The following is a 19575-nucleotide window of genomic DNA, read 5'->3' on the forward strand; positions in this document are numbered from 1 at the left end:
CTCCCTCGCGCGTTCGCACCGGTCAGACCCCGGCCGGGTACGTCTCCATCTCACCGGGGAGCGCCGGGACCGGCAGCGGGTGCAGAGCGGTGGTCTCGTCGCACCAGACGAAGGCGTCGTACCGGTCGCTGAGCCGCGTCGGCACGTAGTTGCCCCAGGACTCGAAGGACGGGTCGTAGACGACCCCGATCGCCCGGTGGTCCGCGGTGTCGGTCGCCCAGCCCGGCTGGTCGTCACCGCCGAAGATCAGCACCGCCCGGTCCGGCATCAGCTCGTGCAGCCGCCGCTCGACCGACCCCTCCCGAGCCGGTGGCACCACCATCGCCTCGGGCGGCGAACCCCAGCGGGGCGCGGCGATGGTGGTGCCCCGGTAGGTGCCGAAGCCGATCAGCGCCACGGCCTCGTCGCCGTGCCGTTCCCGGGCCAACTGACCAATGTTGACCATCCCGTCCGCTGCCATGTCGGTGGCCCGCGCATCCCCGACGTGCGTGTTGTGCGCCCAGACGATGCCTCGGGCGTCCGGGCCGTACCGGTCCAGCAGCCGGTCCAGGGTGTCCTGCATGTGGGTGTCGCGGATGTTCCACGAGTCCGGCCCGCCGGCCACCATCGCCCGGTAGTACCGCTCCGCACCGGCCACCACCTCCGCGTTCTGCCAGGCCGAGAAGCGATCCGGCCCGTCGGAGAGGGCGTGTTCACGGGTCCGGGCGAGCAGCCGGACCACCTCCTCCTCACAACGGGCGGAGACGAACCGGCTGGCCGCGCCGTACTCCTCGACCCGCTTGCCGTACGGCTCGAAGCAGCGGTACGCGTCCTGCGCCGCCTCCAGTGACGTCGGGTCCTCCTCCCCCAGGTAGTCGAAGATCGCCTGCATCGACTCCCAGAGGCTGTACACGTCGAGCCCGTGGAACCCGGCCCGTTGACCCTCCGGCCGCTCCACGTTCCAGGCCCGCAACCAGTTGGCGAACCGGGCCACCTCGGCGTTGGCCCACATCCAGGTCGGCCACCGCTCGAACTGGTCGAGGGCGAGCTGCGGCTGGAGTGCGCCGCCCGGCGCGGCGGTCACCGACCGGTGCACCCGGTCACAGTCCGGCCAGTCACCCTCCACCGCAACGAAGGAGAAGCCGCACTCCGCGATCAACCGACGGGTGAGCTGCTCCCGCAACCGGTAGTAGTCGTAGCTGCCGTGGGTGGACTCACCGATCATCACCACCCGGGCGTCTCGAACGCGTTGCAGCAACGGGTCGAAGTCGCTCGGCGCGCCGAGCCGCTGAACCAGCATGCCAGCGGCTACCCGACCGCCGCTGGGACAAACCGTGGGCGCGTCGCACGCCGACACGCCGACCGCCGGGCCGTCGTGCGTGCCGACCAGGCCGGTGTACGCCCACCGCCAGCGGGTAGCCGGCCGGCATGACCGTCACCGGCGTTCAGTTGCAGGAGTACCTGGCCGGGCTCGACTACCCGGTCTCCCGGGAGGATCTGGTCCGCTGGGGGCAGGAGAACGGGGCCAGCACGGCGATGTTGCAGATGTTGCAGGCGTTGCCGCCCGAGCAGTTCGACTCCCCGGACGAGCTGGCTGCAGCGCTGACCACCCTCTCCTGACCCTGACCCCGCAGGTGGGTCAGCCGACGGCGACGGTGCGGGATTCCGCGCGGGCGGTCTCGGCGGCGGCGAGGATGCTGACGACCTCGCGGCCGAAGCGCACGTCGCAGCGGTGGTCGCGGGTGCCGGCCCGCACCTGCTCGACGAGTTGGTCGATCGCGACACCGAATGCCGTGGCGGCGTCGTTCTCGCCGAACGGGACGTTTTCGATGCCGTTCTCGCCGTAGAACACGAACTCCCGGGCCATCGACTCCGTCGGGGCGTCCAGGGAGAGGGAGGCGCTGCTCGTGGCACCGCCCTCGTGGGTGAGGAGCAGGTGCACCATCCCGCTCGGCCCGTCCATCGCCGCCACCTGGGTCACCCGGCCCAGCACCGGCAGGAGGATGGAGAGCGCGTGCGGGGCGATGTCCCAGAGCGCACCGTGCTCGCGACGCCACAACGAACCGCCGTACGGGCTGCCGTCCTGGAAGATCGAGGCGAACGCGGTGGTCCGGCCGTGCTGCCAACCCCCGGCGGCAGCGGTGGCGGCGAGGAACGCGGTCACGTTCGGCTGGAACCGCTGGGTGAAGAAGACGACCGAGGCGACCCCGGACTCCTCGGCCGCGGCGACGACCCGGTCGGCGTCGGCCACGCTGAGCGCCAGCGGCTTGTCCAGCAGCAGGTGCCGTCCGGCGGTGGCGGCCCGGACCGCGATGTCGGCCTGGATGTCCGGTGGCAGCGCGACGGCGACCGCTTCGCACTGCTCGATCAGCGCGTCGACGTCGGCGAAGGCCGGCACCCCGTACCGCTCGGCCAGCGCGGAGGCCCGCTCCGGGTTGCGGCCCCACACCCCGACCAACTCCGCGTCCGGGTGGGCGTGCAACGCCTTCCCGTGCGTCTCGATCGCCCAGTGACCGGTGCCGAACAAGCCGAACCGCAGCACGTGTGCCTCCACTTTTCCCCCCGCCGCGGCAACGCCACGGACCTGATCCACGCTAGTCGCCCCACCGGCCGCCCCAACGGCGGGTCGACCAACCGAGCAGCTCACGTCGCATGCGATCCGTGCGACCAGACTCCAGCGAGTGCCTGTAGAGCTGCCCCAAATATGGGACGCCTCCACCCCCACCCACCCCGGACGCGCCCCGCCCCACGCGCACCCCACCCGCGAACGCACCCCACCCCCGCTCGCACCCCACCCACGAAAACGCGCCCCAGCCCCCCCCACGCACCCCACTCACGGACGCGCCCCACCCAGAAACGCACCCCACTCACGGACGCGCCCCACCCAGAAACGCACCCCAACCCCGCACGCGCCCACCGACAGACACGCCCCAACCCCGCATGCACCCCACCCGCAGACGCACCCCACCACGGACGCACCCCACCCGCGAAGCAACTCGTCCGGGCGGCCAGAGTCCGGCCAGTGCCTGTAGAGCTGCCCCACGTATGGGACGCCCCTACCCCACCAACCTCGGACGCACCCCACCCCCGGACGCACCCCACCCGCGAAGCAACCCTCAACGCCGCACCCCGCAGCCCCGACATGCCCCACTCGTGGGGCAGCTCTACAGGAAGCCACCGACGTCTCATGGGCGCCCCAGCGGGGACGGCCAGGCGGCCAAGCAGGCCAACCGGCAAGCAATTGAAGCGGCGAAGCGACCAAGCGGCCAGGCAAGCCAGGCGGCCCAAGCGGCCCAAGCGGCCAAGCAAGCCAAGCGGCCAACCAGGGAGTCCTAGCAGGAAGGCAGCCTGGCAGGGAGGCTGCCAGGCAGGGAGGCTGCCAGGCAGGGAGGCTGCCAGGCAGGGAGGCAGCGAGGCAGCGAGGCAGCGAGGCAGCGAGGCAGCGAGGCAGCGAGGCAGGGTCAACCCATTACTACGACGGTTAGTAGGCTGTGCCGGTGACCGAGGCAACGACCGGGTGGGGCCGGTGAACAGCGTGGGCGTCGACTCGCCGGTGGACGGGATCGTCGCGACGGTGTCGATCGTGCTGTCGCTGCTCGTCGCGGTGTGGGCGCTGGTGGCGGCGGTACGCCAACGGCCACCGGACCGGGTGCAGTTCATCGGCCTGGCCGTACTCGAAGTGGCGTTGCTCGTGTTGAGCGTGCTGGCCCTGGTCGCGGTCGGCGGCGGGGACCGGCCCGGCGAGCCCGGTGCGTTCTTCGGCTATCTGGTCACGCTGGTGTGCCTGCCGCCGTTGGCCTGGGTGCTGGCCCGGATGGAGCCGACCCGCTGGGGTTCGGCGATCGTCTGCGCGGTGTGCCTGGTGGCCCCGGTGGTGGTGGTCCGGTTGCAGCAGACCTGGGAGGTGCTCGGTGGTTGAGACAGAGCCGGCCCCCCGGCGTACGAACTCCGGCCCCGGTCGGCTGCTGATCGCGGTCTACCTGCTCTTCGCCATCGCGGCGACCAGCCGGGCCGGCTTGCAGATCGCGACCAAGTTCGACGAGGCCCCGGTGGCGTACCTGCTCTCCGGGGTGGCCGCGCTCATCTACATCGTGGCGGCAGTGGGGTTGGCCCGGGCCGGGCACACCGGCCGACGGGTCGCGCTGGCCTGCTGCTCCGTGGAACTGGTCGGGGTGGTCGCGGTCGGCATCCTGAGCCTCGTCGACAAGGAACTCTTCCCGGACGAGACGGTCTGGTCGCAGTTCGGCAGCGGGTACGGCTACATCCCGCTGGTGCTGCCGGTGCTCGGCCTGCTCTGGCTCTGGCGCACCCGTCGCGCCCCCGCCTGACGCGGCGACGAGAGCGCCCCTTTTTGCGAAGGAGCGCCCTCGTCGGGAGTACGGGTCAGTCCCGTGGGCCGCCGGCGACGTAGATGACCTGACCGGACACGAAGCCGGCGCCCTCGCTCGTCAGGAACGAGATGGTGTGCGCGACGTCCTCCGGGAACCCCGGGCGACGCACCGGGATCTCGGCCGCCGCGTGCTTCTTGAAGTCCTCGAAGTCGACCTTCATCCGGGCCGCGGTGGCCGCTGTCATGTCGGTGACGATGAAGCCGGGCGCGACCGCGTTGACTGTCACCCCGAACGGCCCCAACTCGATGGCGAGCGTCTTGGTGAAGCCCTGTAGACCGGCCTTGGCCGCGGCGTAGTTCGCCTGCCCCCGGTTGCCCAGGGCGGAGGTGCTGGAGAGGTTGACGATCCGCCCCCATTTCCGGTCCACCATGTGCTTCTGGGCGGCCTGACTGAACAGGAACGCGCCCCGCAGGTGCACCCCCATCACGGTGTCCCAGTCGGCGTTCGTCATCTTGAACAGCAGGTTGTCGCGGAGCACACCGGCGTTGTTGACAAGCACGGTGGGCGCGCCCAGTTCGGCGGCGATCCGGGCCACCGCCGCCTCGACCTGGTCCCGGTCGGACACGTCGGCGCCCACGCCGAGCGCACGGCCGCCGGCGCCGACGATGGCGTCCACCGTCTCCTTGGTGGCGGCCTCCTCGATGTCGACCACGGCGACGGCCATTCCGTCGGCGGCCAACCGCCGGGCGGTGGCCGCCCCGATGCCGCGTGCGGCTCCGGTGACGATGGCGACGCGGGGCTCCTCCGACATGATTACCTCCCGGTAACGTGGGGTCGATCGAAGGAGCTTAACCTTCCACTGCTAGTTAACGGTGATGACCATGGTTTGATCCAAGATCTATACGAGATGATCTTCCGCGCGTAGCGTCGCGATCGCTGTCACCTGCCAGCGAACAGACGACGAGGTAAGGAACGACATCACGTGACATTCTCGCGTACCCGTGGAGCCTGGCTCGCCGCCGTTGTCTCCGCGGCCCTCGCGGCGACCGGTGGATCACCCGCCCTGGCCGCCGCCCCCGGGGCCCCGGCCGATCCCGGCGCCACCCCCGCCCCCGCGACCAGCCTGCCCACCCCACCCGGCACCCACTCGGTCACTCTGATCACCGGTGACAGGGTCACCACCCGCCAGAGCGCCAACGGCGGCATGCTCGACGTACGGCGTCCAGACGGCGCCTCGACACCGGTACGGGTGATCGAGGCCGGCGACGACCTGTACGTCTACCCGCAGTCGGTGCTGCCCTACGTGGCCGCGAACACCCTGGACAAGCGGTTGTTCAACGTCACCCGGTTGATCGCCGACGGGTATGACGACGAGCGGGTGGACCACCTTCCGCTGATCGTGTCGTACGACGTCGGGGCAGCCGGCCTGCGGGCCGCCACCGCACCCACCGGTGCGACCCGCACCCGTACGTTGAGCAGCATCTCGGGTGCCGCGCTCAGCGAGGACCGCGACCGGGCCGACGAGTTCTGGGCCGCGATCACGGCCGCCTCCACCGCGAAGGCGACCGCGGCGACCGGCGACAAGGGACGCTTCTCCGGCGGGATCGCCAAGATCTGGCTGGACGGGCGGGTACACGCCGACCTGGCCGACACCACGGCGCAGATCGGCGCTCCCCCGGTCTGGGCCAGCGGCGACACCGGCACGGGCGTGCGGGTTGCCGTGCTGGATACCGGCATCGACGCGGCCCACCCGGACCTGACCAACCGGATCAGCGCGTCCGCCGTGTTCGTGCCGGGCGAGGAGATCACCGACCGGGTCGGGCACGGCACGCACGTCGCCTCCACCATCGCCGGCACCGGCGCCGCCTCCGGTGGCCGCGAGAAGGGTGTCGCCCCCGACGCCCGGCTCGCCGTCGGCAAGGTGCTCAGCGACGACGGCTACGGAATGGACTCCTGGATCCTCGCCGGCATGGAGTGGGCGGCCCGGGAGGCCGACGCCAGCGTCGTCAACATGAGCCTGGGCTCCAACCAGCCCAGCGACGGAACCGACCCGATGAGCCAGGCCGTCAACGCGCTCAGTGCGGAGACTGGCGCCCTGTTCGTCATCTCCGCCGGCAACGCCGGCCTGCCGGGCAGCGTGAGTGCCCCGGGCGCGGCCGACGCGGCGTTGACCGTCGGTGCGGTCGACGGTGCCGACCAGCTCGCCTCCTTCTCCAGCCAGGGCCCCCGGATCAGCGACGAGGCCATCAAGCCCGAGCTGACCGCGCCCGGCGTCGGGGTGCTCGCGGCCCGCTCCCAGTACGCGCCCGGCGAGGGCTCGTACCAGAGCATGGACGGCACCTCGATGGCCGCGCCGCACGTGGCCGGCGCCGCCGCCCTGCTCGCCGCGAAGCACCCGGACTGGACGGGCCAGCAGCTCAAGGACGCCCTGGTCAGCACGACCAAGGCCACGCCGCAGTACGACGCCTTCCAGGCCGGCACCGGCCGGGTCGACGTCGCCGCCGCGGTCCGCGCCCCGATCGTCGCCACCGGCACCGTCTCCACCAGCGTGCGCAGGGATACCACGAAGGCCACCCACCCGGTGACGTACACCAACGCCACCGGGCAACCGATCACGCTGGGCGTGTCGGTGGACGCGCCGGGCGCGCCGGCCGGGCTGTTCCGCCTGTCCGCAACGCAGCTCACTGTGCCGGCGAACGGCACCGCCACTGTCACCCTGACCACTGACACCTCCCCGGCCAGCGCCGGCAGCCGCTACACCGGTCAGGTCGTCGCCGTCGGGCCGGACCGGGCCGTGCTGGCCCGCACCGCCGTCGCGGTCGGCACGTTCACCCCGTACCACCGGCTGCGCCTGGAGATGACCGACCGGGCCGGCAAGCCCGCCGCCGGCGTGATCGAGCTGGGCCAGCCGGGCAGCTACGACATCAGCTTCGTCGAGACCGACCCGGACGGCACGGCGGAGCTCTACCTGCCCGAGGGCGTCTACTCGGCGATGAGCTTCCTGAACGTCACCGGCAGCCACGGCCCGAACTCACTCGGCGTGGCGCTGCTCGGCAACCCCGACATCGACCTGCGCACGGACACCACGGTTCGGTTGGACGGAAAGTCGGCCCGCCGGGTCGAATCGTCGGTGCCGCAGCAGACCGCCGACACCTTCACCCGGTTGGACTACTACCGGTCCCAGGGCGAGGGCCGGTGGCGCTCGTTCATCGCCGGCGGCGTGTTCTTCGACAGCTTCTGGGCACAGCCCACCAGCAGGGACGTGCGACACGGCGACTTCTACCTCGGCGCCCGCTGGCGCAAGGAGCAGCCGGTGCTGACCGTCGGCACCGCGACTGTGGACTTCGACGACGTGGTGCGCCAGCAGGGCACCACCCAGTTGCCGAAGGGCAGGTGGACCCTGCCGACGGTCTTCGCCGGCAACGGTGCGGCGAGTGACTACGCCGGGTTGAAGGCCCGGGGCGCGGTGGCCGTGGTCCGGCGCAACTGGGAGGTCAGCGACTCCGAGCAGGCCGCCGCGGCGACCGCCGCCGGGGCGAAGATGATGCTGGTGGTCAACGACTTCCCGTGGCGCGAGGTCCGCGACTACTCGATCGACTTCTTCACACCCTCCCCGATCGAGGTGGCAATGCTCAGCACCGACGAGGGCGAGGCGTTGATCCAGCAGATCCAGCGCGGGTCCACGACGGTCGAGGTGGTCTCGCAGCCGGTCGCCGACTACGTGTACGACCTGGTCCAGGCGTACCACAACCGGATTCCGGGCGACCTGAGCCGGACCGAAACGCCGAAGACGCTGGCCCGGGTGGACGTCGGCTTCAACGTGCCGACCCCGCAGACGCGGGGTGGCGAGTTCCGCTACGACTGGCCGTCGTACAACAACTGGGGCATCGGCCAGACCAGCAACCGGCCGCTCGCCGCGGTCCGTACCGACTGGGTGTCCACCGGCGACCTGTACACGTGGGGTCAGGAGGCGTACCTCGACTCCGCGACGTACCAGATCGACCCCCGGACCAGCTTCCGCGCCGGCAGCAGGAGCACCGAGCAGTTCTTCGAGCCGATCGAACGGCCGCACCTGAACAACAACTTCAAGCTGCCGACCCGCTCCGGCGGCACTCTCAGCCTCGACGTGCCCGGTTGGGGCGGTGCCGACCACGTCGGCATGGCGATGAGCGCCGCAGGGCAGACCAACAAGCTCTACCAGGGCCGGACGCTGCTCGGCGAGAGCACCAGCACGTGGATCAGCGGCACCGCGCCGAACGCGGGTGACCTGCCGTACCGGTTGGTGGTGGGGACCACCCAGGACCCGACCGTCGGCCGGTACTCCACCAGCACCAGCACCGAGTGGACGTTCCGGTCGAAGGCGCCGGCCGCCGGGGTGGAGTCGAGCGTGCTACCGCTGCTCCAGCTCGACTACGGCGTCGACACCGACGCTGCCGGCACCGCGAAGGCCCGGACCGACCTGACCGTCTCCGCCGCGCATCTGCCCGGCGCCGCCGGTTGCGGCAGCATCCGGCCGCTCAGCCTGGAGATCTCGTACGACGATGGCGCGCACTGGCAGAAGCAGGCGCTGGACCGTGCGAAGGACGGCTCGTGGACGGCGAAGTTGCGGGCACCGAAGGGCGCGACGTACGTGTCCCTGCGGGCCGGCGCCACCGACGGCGCCGGCAACTCGGTCCAGCAGACGGTGCTTCGCGCCTTCGGGGTGCGCTGATCGACGCGCTGCGGTGATCGTGTGACGGGGGACCGCGCCGCTCGGCGCGGTCCCCCGTTTCGTCAGAACCCGCGACCCCGGCAGAGCCGGATCCACCGGTAGCCGTGACCGGAGACCTTCACCGCGCCGAGCTTGCCCAGCTCGCCGTAGCCACGGTCGGTGAGCACGTCGATCGGCATGTCGGCCTCCGGTTCGAGACTGCTCAGATCGACCTCGACGTCGTCGGTGCCGAGGTTGTGCACGAAGACCATGGTCCCGGTGGGCCCGTCCGCCCGGTGCGTCAGCACGCCGGGTGGCACCGGCACGTCGATGTGGGTGGTCGAGCCGGAGCCGACCTCCGGAGCCTCCCGCAGCGTGCGGATCATGCGCTCGAACCAGGCGAGCAACGACTTCGGGTCGCTGCGCTGGGCGGTGACGTTCACCGTCGGGTACCCGAAGTCACCCTTGTCGATCACCGGGCGGACCAGCTTCTCCGGGTCCGCGGTGGAGAAGCCGGCGTTCGGCTTGAACGACCACTGCATCGGGGTACGGATCGCGTCCCGACCGCGCAACGACAGGTCCTCGCCCATCCCGATCTCCTCGCCGTAGCGCAGCACCGGCGTGCCGCGCATGGAGAACTGCAACGCGTACGCCAGCTCGATGCGCCGCCGGTCGTTGCCGAGCATCGGGGCGAGCCGGCGGCGGATGCCCCGGTCGTAGATGCGCATGTTCTCGTCCGGGCCGAACTGCGCGTACACCTGGTTGCGTTGTTCGGTGGTCAACCGGGACAGATCGATCTCGTCGTGGTTGCGCAGGAAGGTGGCCCACTGCCCACCGACGGGCAGCTTCGGGGTGTCCCGCAACGCCTCGATCAGCGACTCCGGGTCCTGCCGGGCCAGGGCGAGCATGAGTCGACCGTTGAGCATGAAGTCGAACAGCATGTGGATCCGGTTGCCGGAACCGCTGGCGTCACCGAAGAACGTCGGCAGTTGGTCCGGCTCGACGTTCGCCTCGGCCAGCAGGACGGCGTCGCCGCGCCGCCACTGCACGTGCTGGCGCAGCTCGGTGAGGAACTCGAAGTCCTTCGGCGAGTTCGGGTTGCCCGGCTCGGTCAGCTCGATGATGAACGGCACCGCGTCCATCCGGAAACCGGAGACCCCGAGCTGGAGCCAGAACGACATGATCTTCTTGACCTCGGCCCGGACCTGCGGGTTGGCGAAGTTGAGATCCGGCTGGAACTTGTAGAACCGGTGGTAGAACCACGCCTTGGCGGTCCGGTCGTAGCTCCAGGTCTCCTTCTGCTCACCGGGGAAGACCATGCCCTGGTGCCGGTCGTCCGGCTCGGTGTCGGACCAGACGAACCAGTCGCGGTACGGCGAGTCCGGCGACGAGCGGGCGGACTGGAACCACGGGTGCTCGTCGGAGGTGTGGTTGACCACCAGGTCGATGATCACCCGGATGCCCCGGTTCTGGGCCTGGTGCAGCAGCTCGGCGAAGTCGCCGAGGGTGCCGAAGCGCGGGTCCACGTTGTAGAAGTCGGTGGCGTCGTACCCGTCGTCGCGGTTGGGCGACGGGTGGATCGGGTGCAACCACAGGCAGGTGACCCCGAGCCGGGCCAGATAGTCCAGCCTCCCGATGAGCCCACGGATGTCACCGACCCCGTCGCCGTCGGAGTCGGCGTACGTGTCGATGTCGAGGCAGTAGACGACGGCTTCGGAATACCAACGGTCACCCATGCCGGAGAAACATCTCCGGTCGATCACCGCGGCAAACCCGTCCCTGGCGGCCGGTACCGTGCCCGTCATGGAGACCGATCTCGTCCCGCCGAGCCAACCGTTGGACTGGTCCGCGGGCAGTTGGCTGCACCCGCCGGTACGCGTCGAGGAGGGCCCCGCCGGCCAGCTCGTCGTCGAACCGGCGGCGGAGAGCGACTTCTGGCGGCGGACCAGCTACGGCTTCGTCCACGACAACGGCCCGGCTTTGCTGGCGCCGCTGCCGGTCGGCACCGCCATGGAGGTGAGTTTCCGGCTCGACTTCACGGCGCAGTTCGACCAGGCCGGCGCGTTCGTCCGGGTCGACGAACGGACCTGGACCAAGGCCGGCGTCGAGATGAGCGACGGTGAGGCGCAGCTCGGCGCGGTGGTGACCCGGGAGTTCTCCGACTGGTCGGTGGCGCCGGTGCCGCAGTGGGCGGGCCGGGAGGTGACAGTCCGGGTCAGCCGGGCCGGCGACGCGCTGACCGTCCGCGCCCGGGTCGACGGCGACCCGTGGCGACTGGTCCGGCTCACCCCGCTGGACCCGGCGGCCGAGGCGGTGGCCGGCCCGTTCTGCTGTGCGCCGTCGCGCGCCGGCCTAACCGTGGTGTTCACCGGCTGGCGGCAGGGGCCGGCGGACACCGCGCTGCACCCGGAGCACTGAGCGCAGGTGTAGCGAACGCCCCGCTGGGTATGACCACCTGATCTCCCCGCAGCCGACCGGAAGGACGACAATGGCGTACGCCCAGAGTGGCGACCCGGCCGGGTTCACCGGGTTGACCGGTTGGGTGGCCTCCGTGATCGAGGCGATGGGCCCGGTGGGCGTGGCGCTACTTGTGGCGTTGGAGAGCATCGTCCCGCCGATCCCCAGCGAGATCGTGTTGGCGCTCGCCGGCTTCCTGGCCCACGAGGGTCAGTTCAACGTCCTGCTCGTGGTGTTGGCCGCGACGGTCGGCTCGCTGGTCGGCGCGTTGGTGCTCTACTGGCTCGGCGCGGCGCTCGGCGAGGATCGGCTGAAGCGTTGGCTGGATCACATCCCGCTTGTCGACAGCGACGACCTGGAGAGGGCCGACAGGTGGTTCGAGCGGCACGGACGGTGGGCGGTGCTGATCGGCCGGGTGGTGCCGGTGGTCCGCAGCCTGGTCTCCGTTCCGGCCGGGGCCAACCGGATGCCGCTCGGCGAGTTCATCCTGCTCACCACCATCGGCAGCGGCCTCTGGAACGGTCTCATCGTCGGCGCCGGTTACGCGCTCGGACAGCGTTGGCAGGACGTGGAGCGCTACAGCGACTGGTTCAACTACGCGATCGTCGCGGTCTTCGTCGTCATGGTGGTCGTGTGGGTGGTCCGTAAGGTCCGCCGACGCCGGGAGCGCGACGACCGGCGGTCGGTGACCGCCGGTCGCTGATCCGCTACCGGTCGGCCGGCGACGCAACCGCCTGCGGTCGGCGCAGCACCGCCTGTTCGACAGCCGACCACACGCTCGTGGTCACCAGGTAGATGACCGCGGCGAGCGGCAGCACCAGCGCCACCAGCACCGTCGCGAACGGCAGCAGGGGCAGCAGCCGCCCGAGCACTGCCGCCCCCGGCCCCTCGGTGGGCGTACCGGCCACCGTGCCGACGGCCGCCGACGCCCGCCGGGCCCGCCGTGACGACCACCAGGCCACCACGAGCAGCACGGCCAGCAGGCCGGCGAAGAGCGGGCCGGCCGCCCCGGTCACGCCGTCGGTGAGATGGTGGCCCAGCGGCACACCGGCGAGCCGCTCGTCGAGCAGCCCGGTGCCGCCCTCGTTCGTGGTGAACAGCCGGTAGAGCACGAGCAGGAACGGCGCCTGGAGCAGCAACGGCAGGCAGCCGGCGATCGGGTTCGCACCGGCCTCCCGGTACAACGCGAACACCTCGCGTTGCACCTTCGCCGGGTCGTCGGCGTACCGCCGCTGGAGGTCCCGCACCTGCGGGGCGAGCGCCGCGCGGCGCCGCTCGCCGCGGACCTGCGCGACGGTGAGTGGCGAGATCAGCAGCCGGACGGCGATGGTGAACAGCACGATGGCGGCGGCGGTCGCCATCGCGCCGGCCAGTGGTTCGAGCAGCTCGGTGAGCCAGGACAGTGCCGTGCCGGCAGCGCCGACAACGTCGTGCAATGGTGCGAAGGCAAGCATGGACAACCCCTCGGTCCGAATCCGGTGAGGTCCGCCCCCGAGCGGTGTCCGCTCGACGGGAGACCGGTGACACGGGATCGGCCGCGCGGCGGCGTGGCGCTACGCGGCCGAGGGGTGTCCCGGAGCACGCGGACGAGGGCGACCGGCGGCGTCCGGGTCGAGCTGCCGGGGCATCCGGCGATCACGGGACCGGACCCGCAACCCGGTCCACCGTGGCCCGCCGCCGGGCGCACCAGACCGGCCGGGCCCCCGCGTCGCGAGCACCACGGCGAGCAGCACCAGCGCGGTGAGCGCGGCACCCGCGAGCAGGTCGGTCGGGCGGCCGGCGAGCAGGGTGAGCTGGGTGAACGCGAACATCCACGCGACCCCGACGAACCCCAGTGGCACCGGCACGGGCTCAGCATAGGTCCCGCTGTCACGTCGCTCCGGCGAAAGCGGCAACGCGCCCGGGCACGCCACGTTTCCCGGTGTCGCCACGTTGGGTAACCAGACAGCGGACCGATGCGGATGGACCGCGGACGGTAGGAACGGACGGTGGTGTCGATGACCGGTCAGGTGGCCGAGGCGCCCAACGAGATGGCTGCGGCGACCGGTTTGCTCACCGTGGGTGTCGAGGAGGAGTTCCTGCTCGTCGACCCGCACACCGGGGCCGCGGTACCCGCCGTCGACCTGGTGATGGAGCAGGTTCCGGCCGAACTTCGCGGGCAGGTGGAGCGGGAGTTCCAGACCAGTCAGATCGAGATCGGCAGCCCGCCCGGCCTGGAGCTGTCATCGATCCGGCACTCCCTCGGTGTGCTGCGTCGGGCCCTCTCCGACGCCGCCGAGCGGGGCGGCGTACGCCTGCTCGCCATCGGCACGGGTCCGGTGGACGGTCCGGTGCCGCCGGTGGTGGACAAGCCACGCTTCGACCGGATGGTCGAACGGTTCCGGCTGCTCGTCCCCGGTCCCGGCAACAACGGCATGCACGTGCACGTCGGTGTCCCCGATCCGGACACGGGTGTGCAGGTGCTCAACCACGTACGCCCCTGGCTGCCGATGCTGCACGCGATGACCACGAACTCCCCGTTCTCCCGGGGCGAGGACACCGGCTACGCCAGTTGGCGCTCGGTGGAGTGGGAGCGCTGGCCCTCGGTGGCCCCGACGCCGTTCCTGGAGTCGCACGAGCACTACCAGCGGCTGATCCGACAGTTGATCTCCAGCGGGGTGATGCTCGACGAGGGGATGCTCTACTGGTACGCCCGCCTGTCGGCGAAGTACCCGACGGTGGAACTGCGGATCGGTGACGTCTGCCCGTCGGTGGACGACGCGGTGCTGGTCGCCGCCCTGGTCCGGGCCCTGGTGGCCACCGCGATGGCCGATGTCGAGGCCGACCGGCCGGCGTTGCGGACCGACCACCACCTGCTCGTCGGCGCGCACTGGCGGGCCGCGCACGACGGCCTGGAGGGCGACGCCGTCGACGTCACCACCGGCGAGGTGCGCCCAGCCTGGGAGCTGCTGGACCGGTTCGTGGAGCGGCTGCGGCCGGCGCTGGAGCAGCACGGCGACTGGGCCGAGGTGACCGACCTGCTGGGCGGGTTGCGCCGGCACGGCAGCGGCGCGGCCCGGCAGCGCGCGGTGTACGAGCGCACCGGCCGACTCACCGACGTGGTGCAGGACGTCGCACGACAGACCCGTGGCTGATCTCCGTGACAGGATGAGCCAGTGGCGCAACGGCTGATCGTCATCGGCGGGGACGCCGCCGGAATGTCGGCGGCGTCCCAGGCCCGTCGCCGCCGCGACCGCGACGACCTGGAGATCGTGGTCTTCGAGCGGGGTCACTTCACCTCCTACTCGGCGTGCGGCATCCCGTACTGGATCAGCGGTCTGGTGTCCGGCCCGGAGGCGTTGATCGCCCGGGGGCCGGAGACGTTCCGGACGACGTACGCGATGGACGTCCGGCTGCGCCACGAGGTCACGACCATCGACCTGGACCGCCGCGAGGTGGTCGCCCGGGACCTGGAGGGCGGCGGCGAGGTCCGCGAGCGTTTCGACGACCTGATGTACGCCACCGGCGCGGTGCCGGTGCAGCCGCCCTGGGCGGCCACCGACGCGGGCGGCGTGTTCGGCGTGCAGACTCTCGACGACGGGGCGGCGCTTCGCGACTGGCTGGAGGGTGAGCCCCGGCCGCGCCGGGCCGTGGTGATCGGCGGCGGCTACATCGGCGTCGAGATGGCCGAGGCGCTGATCCAGCGCGGCCTGTCGGTGACCCTTGTCGAGGCGGGCGCCCAGCCCATGGCGACCGTCGACGGCGACATGGCCGAGCTGGTCGCGGACGCGATGCGCGGCCTGGGTGTCACGATCCGCACCGGCCTGCCGGTGACCGGCCTGGAGCAGCGCGACGGCCGGGTGTCCGCGGTGGTCACGGCCGAGGGGCCGATACCGACCGACATCGTGGTCCTGGGCCTGGGGGTACGCCCGAACACCGCGCTCGCCGAGGCTGCCGGGTTCCCGATCGGGCCGACCGGCGGCATCCGGGTGGATCGTCGGATGCGGGTGGCCGGGCTGTCCGGCGTCTGGGCGGCGGGCGACTGCGTGGAGACGTTGCACCGGGTCAGCGGGATGCCGGTGCACGTGCCGCTGGGCACGCACGCCAACAAGCAGGGCCGCGCGGCCGGGATCAACATCGGTGGTGGGTACGCCACCTTCGCCGGCGTGATCGGCACGGCCGTCACCAAGGTCTGCGACCTGGAGGTGGGGCGCACCGGCCTGCGGGAGCGGGAGGCCACCCTGGCCGGCTTCGACTTCGTCTCGGTGGTCGCCGAGTCGACAAACCGGGCCGGTTACTACCCCGGCGCCCGGCCGATGACTGTCAAGTTGATCGCGGAGCGGCCCAGCGGCCGGTTGCTCGGCGCGCAGATCGTCGGTTGGTCCGAGGCGGCCAAACGGATCGACACGCTGGCCGTGGCACTCTGGAACGGCATGACGGTGGACGATATGACGTCGCTGGACCTGGGTTACGCTCCGCCGTACGCGCCGGTGTGGGACCCGGTGCTCGTCGCCGCCCGAAAGGCGGTCGACGCGCTCGCTGCCCTCGACCGCTGACCGGTGCCCGCCGTGGAGGACCACCCGTGACCCAGACTCCGACCCGGCCGACGACGCGTCGGCGCCCGACGATGGTCGACGTGGCCCGGCACGCCGGGGTCAGCCTGAAGACGGTCTCCCGGGTGGTGAACGACGAGCCGGTGGGTCAGGAGCTGGTCAACCGGGTGCTGGCCGCCATCGCCGAGCTGGGCTTCCGGCGTAACGACATCGCCCGCAACCTGCGCTCCCGGCAGCTCAACGCCACTGTCGGGCTGCTCATCGAGGAGATCGCCAACCCGTTCTACGCGACGATCGCCAGCGTCGCCGCCGAGATCGCCGCCGCCCACGGGACGATGCTGATCACCGCCTCGTCGGAGGAGGACCCGGAGCGGGAACGCGCCCTGCTCCAGGACTTCACCCAGCGCCGGGTCGACGGGCTGCTTGTGGTGCCGGCGGGCCTCGACCACTCGTTCCTGCGGCGCGAGGTCGAGCTGGGGATGCCTGTGGTGTTCCTGGACCGGCCGCCGCAGGGGCTGCACGCCGACGCCGTGCTGTTGGACAACCGGGGCGGCAGCCACGCCGGTGTCACCGCGTTGCTGGACGAGGGGCACCGCCGGGTGGGCCTCCTGCTCGGCGCTCCGAGCGTGCCCACGATGCGCGAGCGGTTGGCCGGGGCGCGGGCGGCGCTGGCCGCGGTCGGGGTCGCACCGGACGAGTCGTTGGTCTGCGAGCGGCTGATCGCTCCCGAGGAGGCCGGGCGGGCGGTCGCCGCGCTGCTCGACCAGGCGGACCCGCCGACGGCGTTCTTCTGCGCCAACAACCGGCTCACCGTGGGCGCGCTCCAGGAGCTGCACCGCCGGGGCAGTGACGCCGCGCTTGTCGGCTTCGACGACTTCGAACTGTCCCACCTGATGCCCCGGCCACTGACCGTCGTCGCCTACGACACCCGGGAACTGGCCCGGGTCGCCACCGAGCGGCTGTTCCAGCGGATCGCCGGTGACGACGACACCCCACCGTCGACCACCGTGCTCCCCACCACACTGCTACCGCGTGGCCTGACCCCGCCACCAGGACGCTGACGACCTGTTGGAGCGATGATCGACACGAGGTCACCGATATCGCGGTATCCAGTTCGACGGGACACCCCGACATCGCCGATCTCGTGTCGATCATGCAGGGCCCCGGCCCCGCGCCGACCCGGCCCGGGACGGGCCGGGCCAGCGCGGTCGGGGGTCAGCTCGCGGCGTTGAGCAGGGCGTCGACCTCGGCCCGACTGGGCGGGTCCGCGCCCCGCCGGCCACAGGTCAGCGCGGCCACCGTCGCGGCCTGCCGGAGCACCGCGTCCCACTGCTGTTCGGTCACCGCGGCGAGCCGGTCGGCCGGCCGGTCTCCGAGCGCGTCGAGGTCGGCCAGCGCGGCCAGCAGACCGCCGGTGAACGAGTCACCGGCCCCGACGGTGTCGACAACTGTGGTGCGTACCGCCGGTTGCTCGTGCAGCGATCCGTTCGGGGCGAGCAGCCAGACGCCCTCACCGCCCCGGGTCACCACCGCGCAGGACACCCCGGCGTCGCGCCACTCGGCCATCACGTCGCCCACCGACCGGTCCGGGTAGAGCCACGCCAGGTCCTCGTCGCTGGCCTTCACCAGGTTCGCGAGGGGCACCTGGCGTCGTACCCTGGCCTGCTCGGCGGCCCGGTCCGTGACGATGCTCGGCCGCAGGTTGAGGTCGATCGAGACGGTGCGGCCGTCCCGGCGGCGTTCGCGGGCGAGCAGGTCCTCCAGCACCTGCGCCCCGGGGGCCAGCGCGAGCGCGAGGGACCCGGTGTGCAGCGCGGTCGCCGATGAGCCGGCCAGATCGGGCAACTCCGCCGGCGTCCACTGCCAGTCCGCGGTGCCGGCCAGCCGGAACTCGTAGCTGGCCTGCCCGCTGGCGTTCAGCGTGGCCACCGCCACCGAGGTGGGCTCCGGGGCGTGGACCGCCCAGTCCAGCTCGACCCGGTTGGCGCTCAGGTGCTCGGCGAGCAGCCGACCGTACTCGTCGGCGCCGAGCCGGGCCAGCAGCCGCACCGGCTGGTCGAGCCGGGCCAGCGTGACCGCCACGTTCGCCGGGGAGCCACCCGGCACGGCCCGCTGACCCTCGGCGGTGACCACCAGGTCGATGAGCGCCTCACCCGCGACCACGATCATGCGGTCACCTCGCCCGGCGCGAGCGGGCCGGGGCCACCGAGCCCGTTGGCCGAGCGCGACAGCAGCACCGCCTGGTACGCGTGGTAGACGTCCGGCCGACCGTGCCAGACCGTGTCGGCGGGCAGGTTCTGCGCGTCCAACTCGTGCCGCCATCCGGTGCCATCGATCAGGTAGCGGCGCGCGTACGCCCAGAAGACCCGGTACCAGTCGGCGTAGACGTCGTCGCCGGTGCGGCGGTGCAGGGTCACCGCCGCTCCGACGGCCTCGGCGAGCACCCAGTGCATCCGGGAGCGCACCACCGGCCGGTCGTCCCAGTCGATCGTGTAGACGAAGCCGTCGGCCCCGTCGACCGCCCAACCGCGCCGGACGGCGGCGGCGAACAGGTGACGGGCGTCGGCGAGCAGCCAGCGTGGCGGCTGCGGCAGGACCGCCTCCAACTCCAGCAGCAGCCGGGCCCACTCCAGCCAGTGGCCCATTGTCGAGCCGTACGGCCGGAACTGGTCGGCGGGCTGGTCCCGGTTGTAGTCGAGTAGCGGCGTCCAGTCGGCGGTGAAGTGCTCGGGCAGCCGCCAGTCGTGCCGGGCGGCCTCGGTGTGCACCAGGTGGTCGGCGATCCGCAGGGCACGGTCGGTCCAGCTCGCGTCGCCGGTGGCGGCGGCAGCGGCGAGGAACGCCTCGACCATGTGCATGCTGCTGTTCGCGCCGCGGTAGTCCTCGGTGACCGTCCAGTCCCGGTTCCACGATTCACGTACCGCGCCCGCCTCGTCGTCCCAGAACCGGTCGCGCACCACGGTCAGCACGTCGGCGAGCAACTCCTGGGCGCCGGGCCGTCCGGCACGCGCGGCGCTGGACGCGGCGAGCAGCACGAACGCGTGGTCGTAACCGGCCTTGTGGTCGTCGACGGGCGCTCCCTGCTGGTCCACCGCGCTGAACCAACCCCCGAACCGATCATCGCGCAGCAGGGTGCTGAGCGCGGCGATTCCGTGGTCGACCAGGGCGGCGGCGTCCGGGTCACCGTTGCGGTGTGCGAGGGTGGCGACGTGGGTCATCCGACAGGTGATCCAGGTGTACATCGGTTCGCCCCGGTCCGGGGTGCGGTCGTCGGTCAGCCACCAGAAGCCGCCCTCGGCCCGGACCGCCCGGCGGGCCGTGTCGAGCAGGGTGCGGGTCTGGTCGGCGAGGAAGGCGTCCAGGTCGGGCAGGTCGGGTGACGCTGCGGGAGCGGGAGTCGTGGTGGCGTCGGATCGGGGCACGTCGGTCATCTCAGCTGGTCACCGTGGGGTAGGAAAGGGACATACGGCCAGGATCGGCGGACGGACCGGGTCCGCGCCGCAAAACCGCCAACGGTACGGCGTAACGCCGCATGCGCGAGAGAGGATCATCGGTACGATTCCTCCCTTTTGCCCGTTGACATCGT

At 71.8% G+C, this 19575-nt stretch carries 17 protein-coding genes; 9 read left to right on the top strand and 8 right to left on the bottom strand.

Annotation, left to right across the window (positions count from 1 at the left end; all coding sequences use genetic code 11):
• Positions 1–22: 22 nt before the first annotated feature.
• Positions 23–1279: an erythromycin esterase family protein gene (locus tag ACQPWW_RS29075; protein WP_433126925.1), complete on the bottom strand. Its 1257-nt coding sequence runs from the start codon at positions 1277–1279 to the stop codon at positions 23–25.
• Positions 1280–1407: 128 nt separating this feature from the next.
• Here ACQPWW_RS29075 and ACQPWW_RS29080 point away from each other — a divergent pair, with 128 nt between their 5' ends.
• Complete coding sequence (locus ACQPWW_RS29080; protein WP_357806333.1) at positions 1408–1599, top strand: DUF2795 domain-containing protein; 192 nt, start codon at positions 1408–1410, stop codon at positions 1597–1599.
• Between the two features lie 19 nt (positions 1600–1618).
• On the opposite strand, the gene ACQPWW_RS29085 is transcribed toward ACQPWW_RS29080, so the two are convergent.
• Positions 1619–2521, bottom strand: coding sequence for a Gfo/Idh/MocA family protein (locus ACQPWW_RS29085; protein WP_433126926.1), 903 nt, complete (start codon positions 2519–2521; stop codon positions 1619–1621).
• A 984-nt stretch (positions 2522–3505) separates the two neighbouring features.
• Between ACQPWW_RS29085 and ACQPWW_RS29090 the strand changes: the two genes are divergently transcribed.
• Positions 3506–3898 (top strand): hypothetical protein, encoded by a 393-nt coding sequence (locus ACQPWW_RS29090; RefSeq protein WP_433126927.1) that lies wholly within the window; start codon positions 3506–3508, stop codon positions 3896–3898.
• Positions 3891–4307, top strand: coding sequence for a hypothetical protein (locus ACQPWW_RS29095; protein WP_433126928.1), 417 nt, complete (start codon positions 3891–3893; stop codon positions 4305–4307). The genes ACQPWW_RS29090 and ACQPWW_RS29095 overlap by 8 nt, the downstream gene beginning before the upstream one ends.
• Positions 4308–4362: 55 nt before the next feature.
• On the opposite strand, the gene fabG is transcribed toward ACQPWW_RS29095, so the two are convergent.
• Positions 4363–5121: a 3-oxoacyl-ACP reductase FabG gene (gene fabG / locus ACQPWW_RS29100; RefSeq protein ID WP_433126929.1), complete on the bottom strand. Its 759-nt coding sequence runs from the start codon at positions 5119–5121 to the stop codon at positions 4363–4365.
• Positions 5122–5292: 171 nt separating this feature from the next.
• On the opposite strand from fabG, the gene ACQPWW_RS29105 reads away from it, so the two are divergent.
• A complete protein-coding gene (locus tag ACQPWW_RS29105) occupies positions 5293–9021 on the top strand; it encodes a S8 family serine peptidase (protein WP_433126930.1) in 3729 nt (1242 codons plus the stop codon).
• Between the two features lie 62 nt (positions 9022–9083).
• Here the strand turns inward: ACQPWW_RS29105 and ACQPWW_RS29110 are convergent, their stop codons facing one another.
• Positions 9084–10736 (bottom strand): alpha-amylase family protein, encoded by a 1653-nt coding sequence (locus ACQPWW_RS29110; RefSeq protein WP_433134645.1) that lies wholly within the window; start codon positions 10734–10736, stop codon positions 9084–9086.
• A gap of 67 nt (positions 10737–10803) precedes the next feature.
• Here ACQPWW_RS29110 and ACQPWW_RS29115 point away from each other — a divergent pair, with 67 nt between their 5' ends.
• The gene (locus tag ACQPWW_RS29115) at positions 10804–11418 is read left to right on the top strand and encodes a DUF1349 domain-containing protein (protein WP_433126932.1); all 615 of its coding nucleotides are present in this window, start codon (positions 10804–10806) and stop codon (positions 11416–11418) included.
• 70 nt (positions 11419–11488) lie between these two features.
• Entirely contained in the window at positions 11489–12160 is a 672-nt protein-coding gene (locus ACQPWW_RS29120; RefSeq protein WP_433126933.1) for a DedA family protein, read from the top strand.
• 4 nt (positions 12161–12164) lie between these two features.
• Here ACQPWW_RS29120 and ACQPWW_RS29125 read toward each other — a convergent pair whose 3' ends face one another.
• Both ACQPWW_RS29125 and ACQPWW_RS29130 read right to left on the bottom strand, forming a co-directional pair.
• Positions 12165–12911 (bottom strand): YidC/Oxa1 family membrane protein insertase, encoded by a 747-nt coding sequence (locus tag ACQPWW_RS29125; protein WP_433126934.1) that lies wholly within the window; start codon positions 12909–12911, stop codon positions 12165–12167.
• 99 nt (positions 12912–13010) lie between these two features.
• The gene (locus tag ACQPWW_RS29130; protein WP_433126935.1) at positions 13011–13304 is read right to left on the bottom strand and encodes a DUF6412 domain-containing protein; all 294 of its coding nucleotides are present in this window, start codon (positions 13302–13304) and stop codon (positions 13011–13013) included.
• Between the two features lie 150 nt (positions 13305–13454).
• On the opposite strand from ACQPWW_RS29130, the gene ACQPWW_RS29135 reads away from it, so the two are divergent.
• From ACQPWW_RS29135 to ACQPWW_RS29145, 3 genes are all read left to right on the top strand, one after another.
• Entirely contained in the window at positions 13455–14591 is a 1137-nt protein-coding gene (locus tag ACQPWW_RS29135) for a carboxylate-amine ligase (RefSeq protein WP_433126937.1), read from the top strand.
• A gap of 21 nt (positions 14592–14612) precedes the next feature.
• Positions 14613–15992: an FAD-dependent oxidoreductase gene (locus tag ACQPWW_RS29140; protein WP_433126938.1), complete on the top strand. Its 1380-nt coding sequence runs from the start codon at positions 14613–14615 to the stop codon at positions 15990–15992.
• A 71-nt stretch (positions 15993–16063) separates the two neighbouring features.
• Positions 16064–17050, top strand: a complete 987-nt coding sequence (locus tag ACQPWW_RS29145) for a LacI family DNA-binding transcriptional regulator (RefSeq protein ID WP_433134647.1) — start codon at positions 16064–16066, stop codon at positions 17048–17050.
• Between the two features lie 154 nt (positions 17051–17204).
• Here ACQPWW_RS29145 and ACQPWW_RS29150 read toward each other — a convergent pair whose 3' ends face one another.
• Both ACQPWW_RS29150 and ACQPWW_RS29155 read right to left on the bottom strand, forming a co-directional pair.
• Complete coding sequence (locus tag ACQPWW_RS29150; protein ID WP_433126940.1) at positions 17205–18158, bottom strand: carbohydrate kinase family protein; 954 nt, start codon at positions 18156–18158, stop codon at positions 17205–17207.
• On the bottom strand, positions 18155–19420 hold the full coding sequence (locus tag ACQPWW_RS29155; protein WP_433126942.1) for an AGE family epimerase/isomerase: 1266 nt from the start codon (positions 19418–19420) through the stop codon (positions 18155–18157). The genes ACQPWW_RS29150 and ACQPWW_RS29155 overlap by 4 nt, the downstream gene beginning before the upstream one ends.
• Between the last annotated feature and the right edge of the window lie 155 nt (positions 19421–19575).

This window comes from Micromonospora sp. CA-240977 (assembly GCF_050942285.1).
GTDB lineage: Bacteria > Actinomycetota > Actinomycetes > Mycobacteriales > Micromonosporaceae > Micromonospora.

Bases quoted from the DNA above. Each gene is read 5' to 3' on its own strand.
- ACQPWW_RS29075 (WP_433126925.1), bottom strand. From the start codon at position 1,279: ATGCTGGTTCAGCGGCTCGGCGCGCCGAGCGACTTCGACCCGTTGCTG.
- ACQPWW_RS29080 (WP_357806333.1), top strand. From the start codon at position 1,408: ATGACCGTCACCGGCGTTCAGTTGCAGGAGTACCTGGCCGGGCTCGAC.
- fabG (WP_433126929.1), bottom strand. From the start codon at position 5,121: ATGTCGGAGGAGCCCCGCGTCGCCATCGTCACCGGAGCCGCACGCGGC.
- ACQPWW_RS29110 (WP_433134645.1), bottom strand. From the start codon at position 10,736: ATGGGTGACCGTTGGTATTCCGAAGCCGTCGTCTACTGCCTCGACATC.
- ACQPWW_RS29115 (WP_433126932.1), top strand. From the start codon at position 10,804: ATGGAGACCGATCTCGTCCCGCCGAGCCAACCGTTGGACTGGTCCGCG.
- ACQPWW_RS29120 (WP_433126933.1), top strand. From the start codon at position 11,489: ATGGCGTACGCCCAGAGTGGCGACCCGGCCGGGTTCACCGGGTTGACC.
- ACQPWW_RS29125 (WP_433126934.1), bottom strand. From the start codon at position 12,911: ATGCTTGCCTTCGCACCATTGCACGACGTTGTCGGCGCTGCCGGCACG.
- ACQPWW_RS29135 (WP_433126937.1), top strand. From the start codon at position 13,455: ATGACCGGTCAGGTGGCCGAGGCGCCCAACGAGATGGCTGCGGCGACC.
- ACQPWW_RS29145 (WP_433134647.1), top strand. From the start codon at position 16,064: ATGGTCGACGTGGCCCGGCACGCCGGGGTCAGCCTGAAGACGGTCTCC.
- ACQPWW_RS29150 (WP_433126940.1), bottom strand. From the start codon at position 18,158: ATGATCGTGGTCGCGGGTGAGGCGCTCATCGACCTGGTGGTCACCGCC.
- ACQPWW_RS29155 (WP_433126942.1), bottom strand. From the start codon at position 19,420: ATGACCGACGTGCCCCGATCCGACGCCACCACGACTCCCGCTCCCGCA.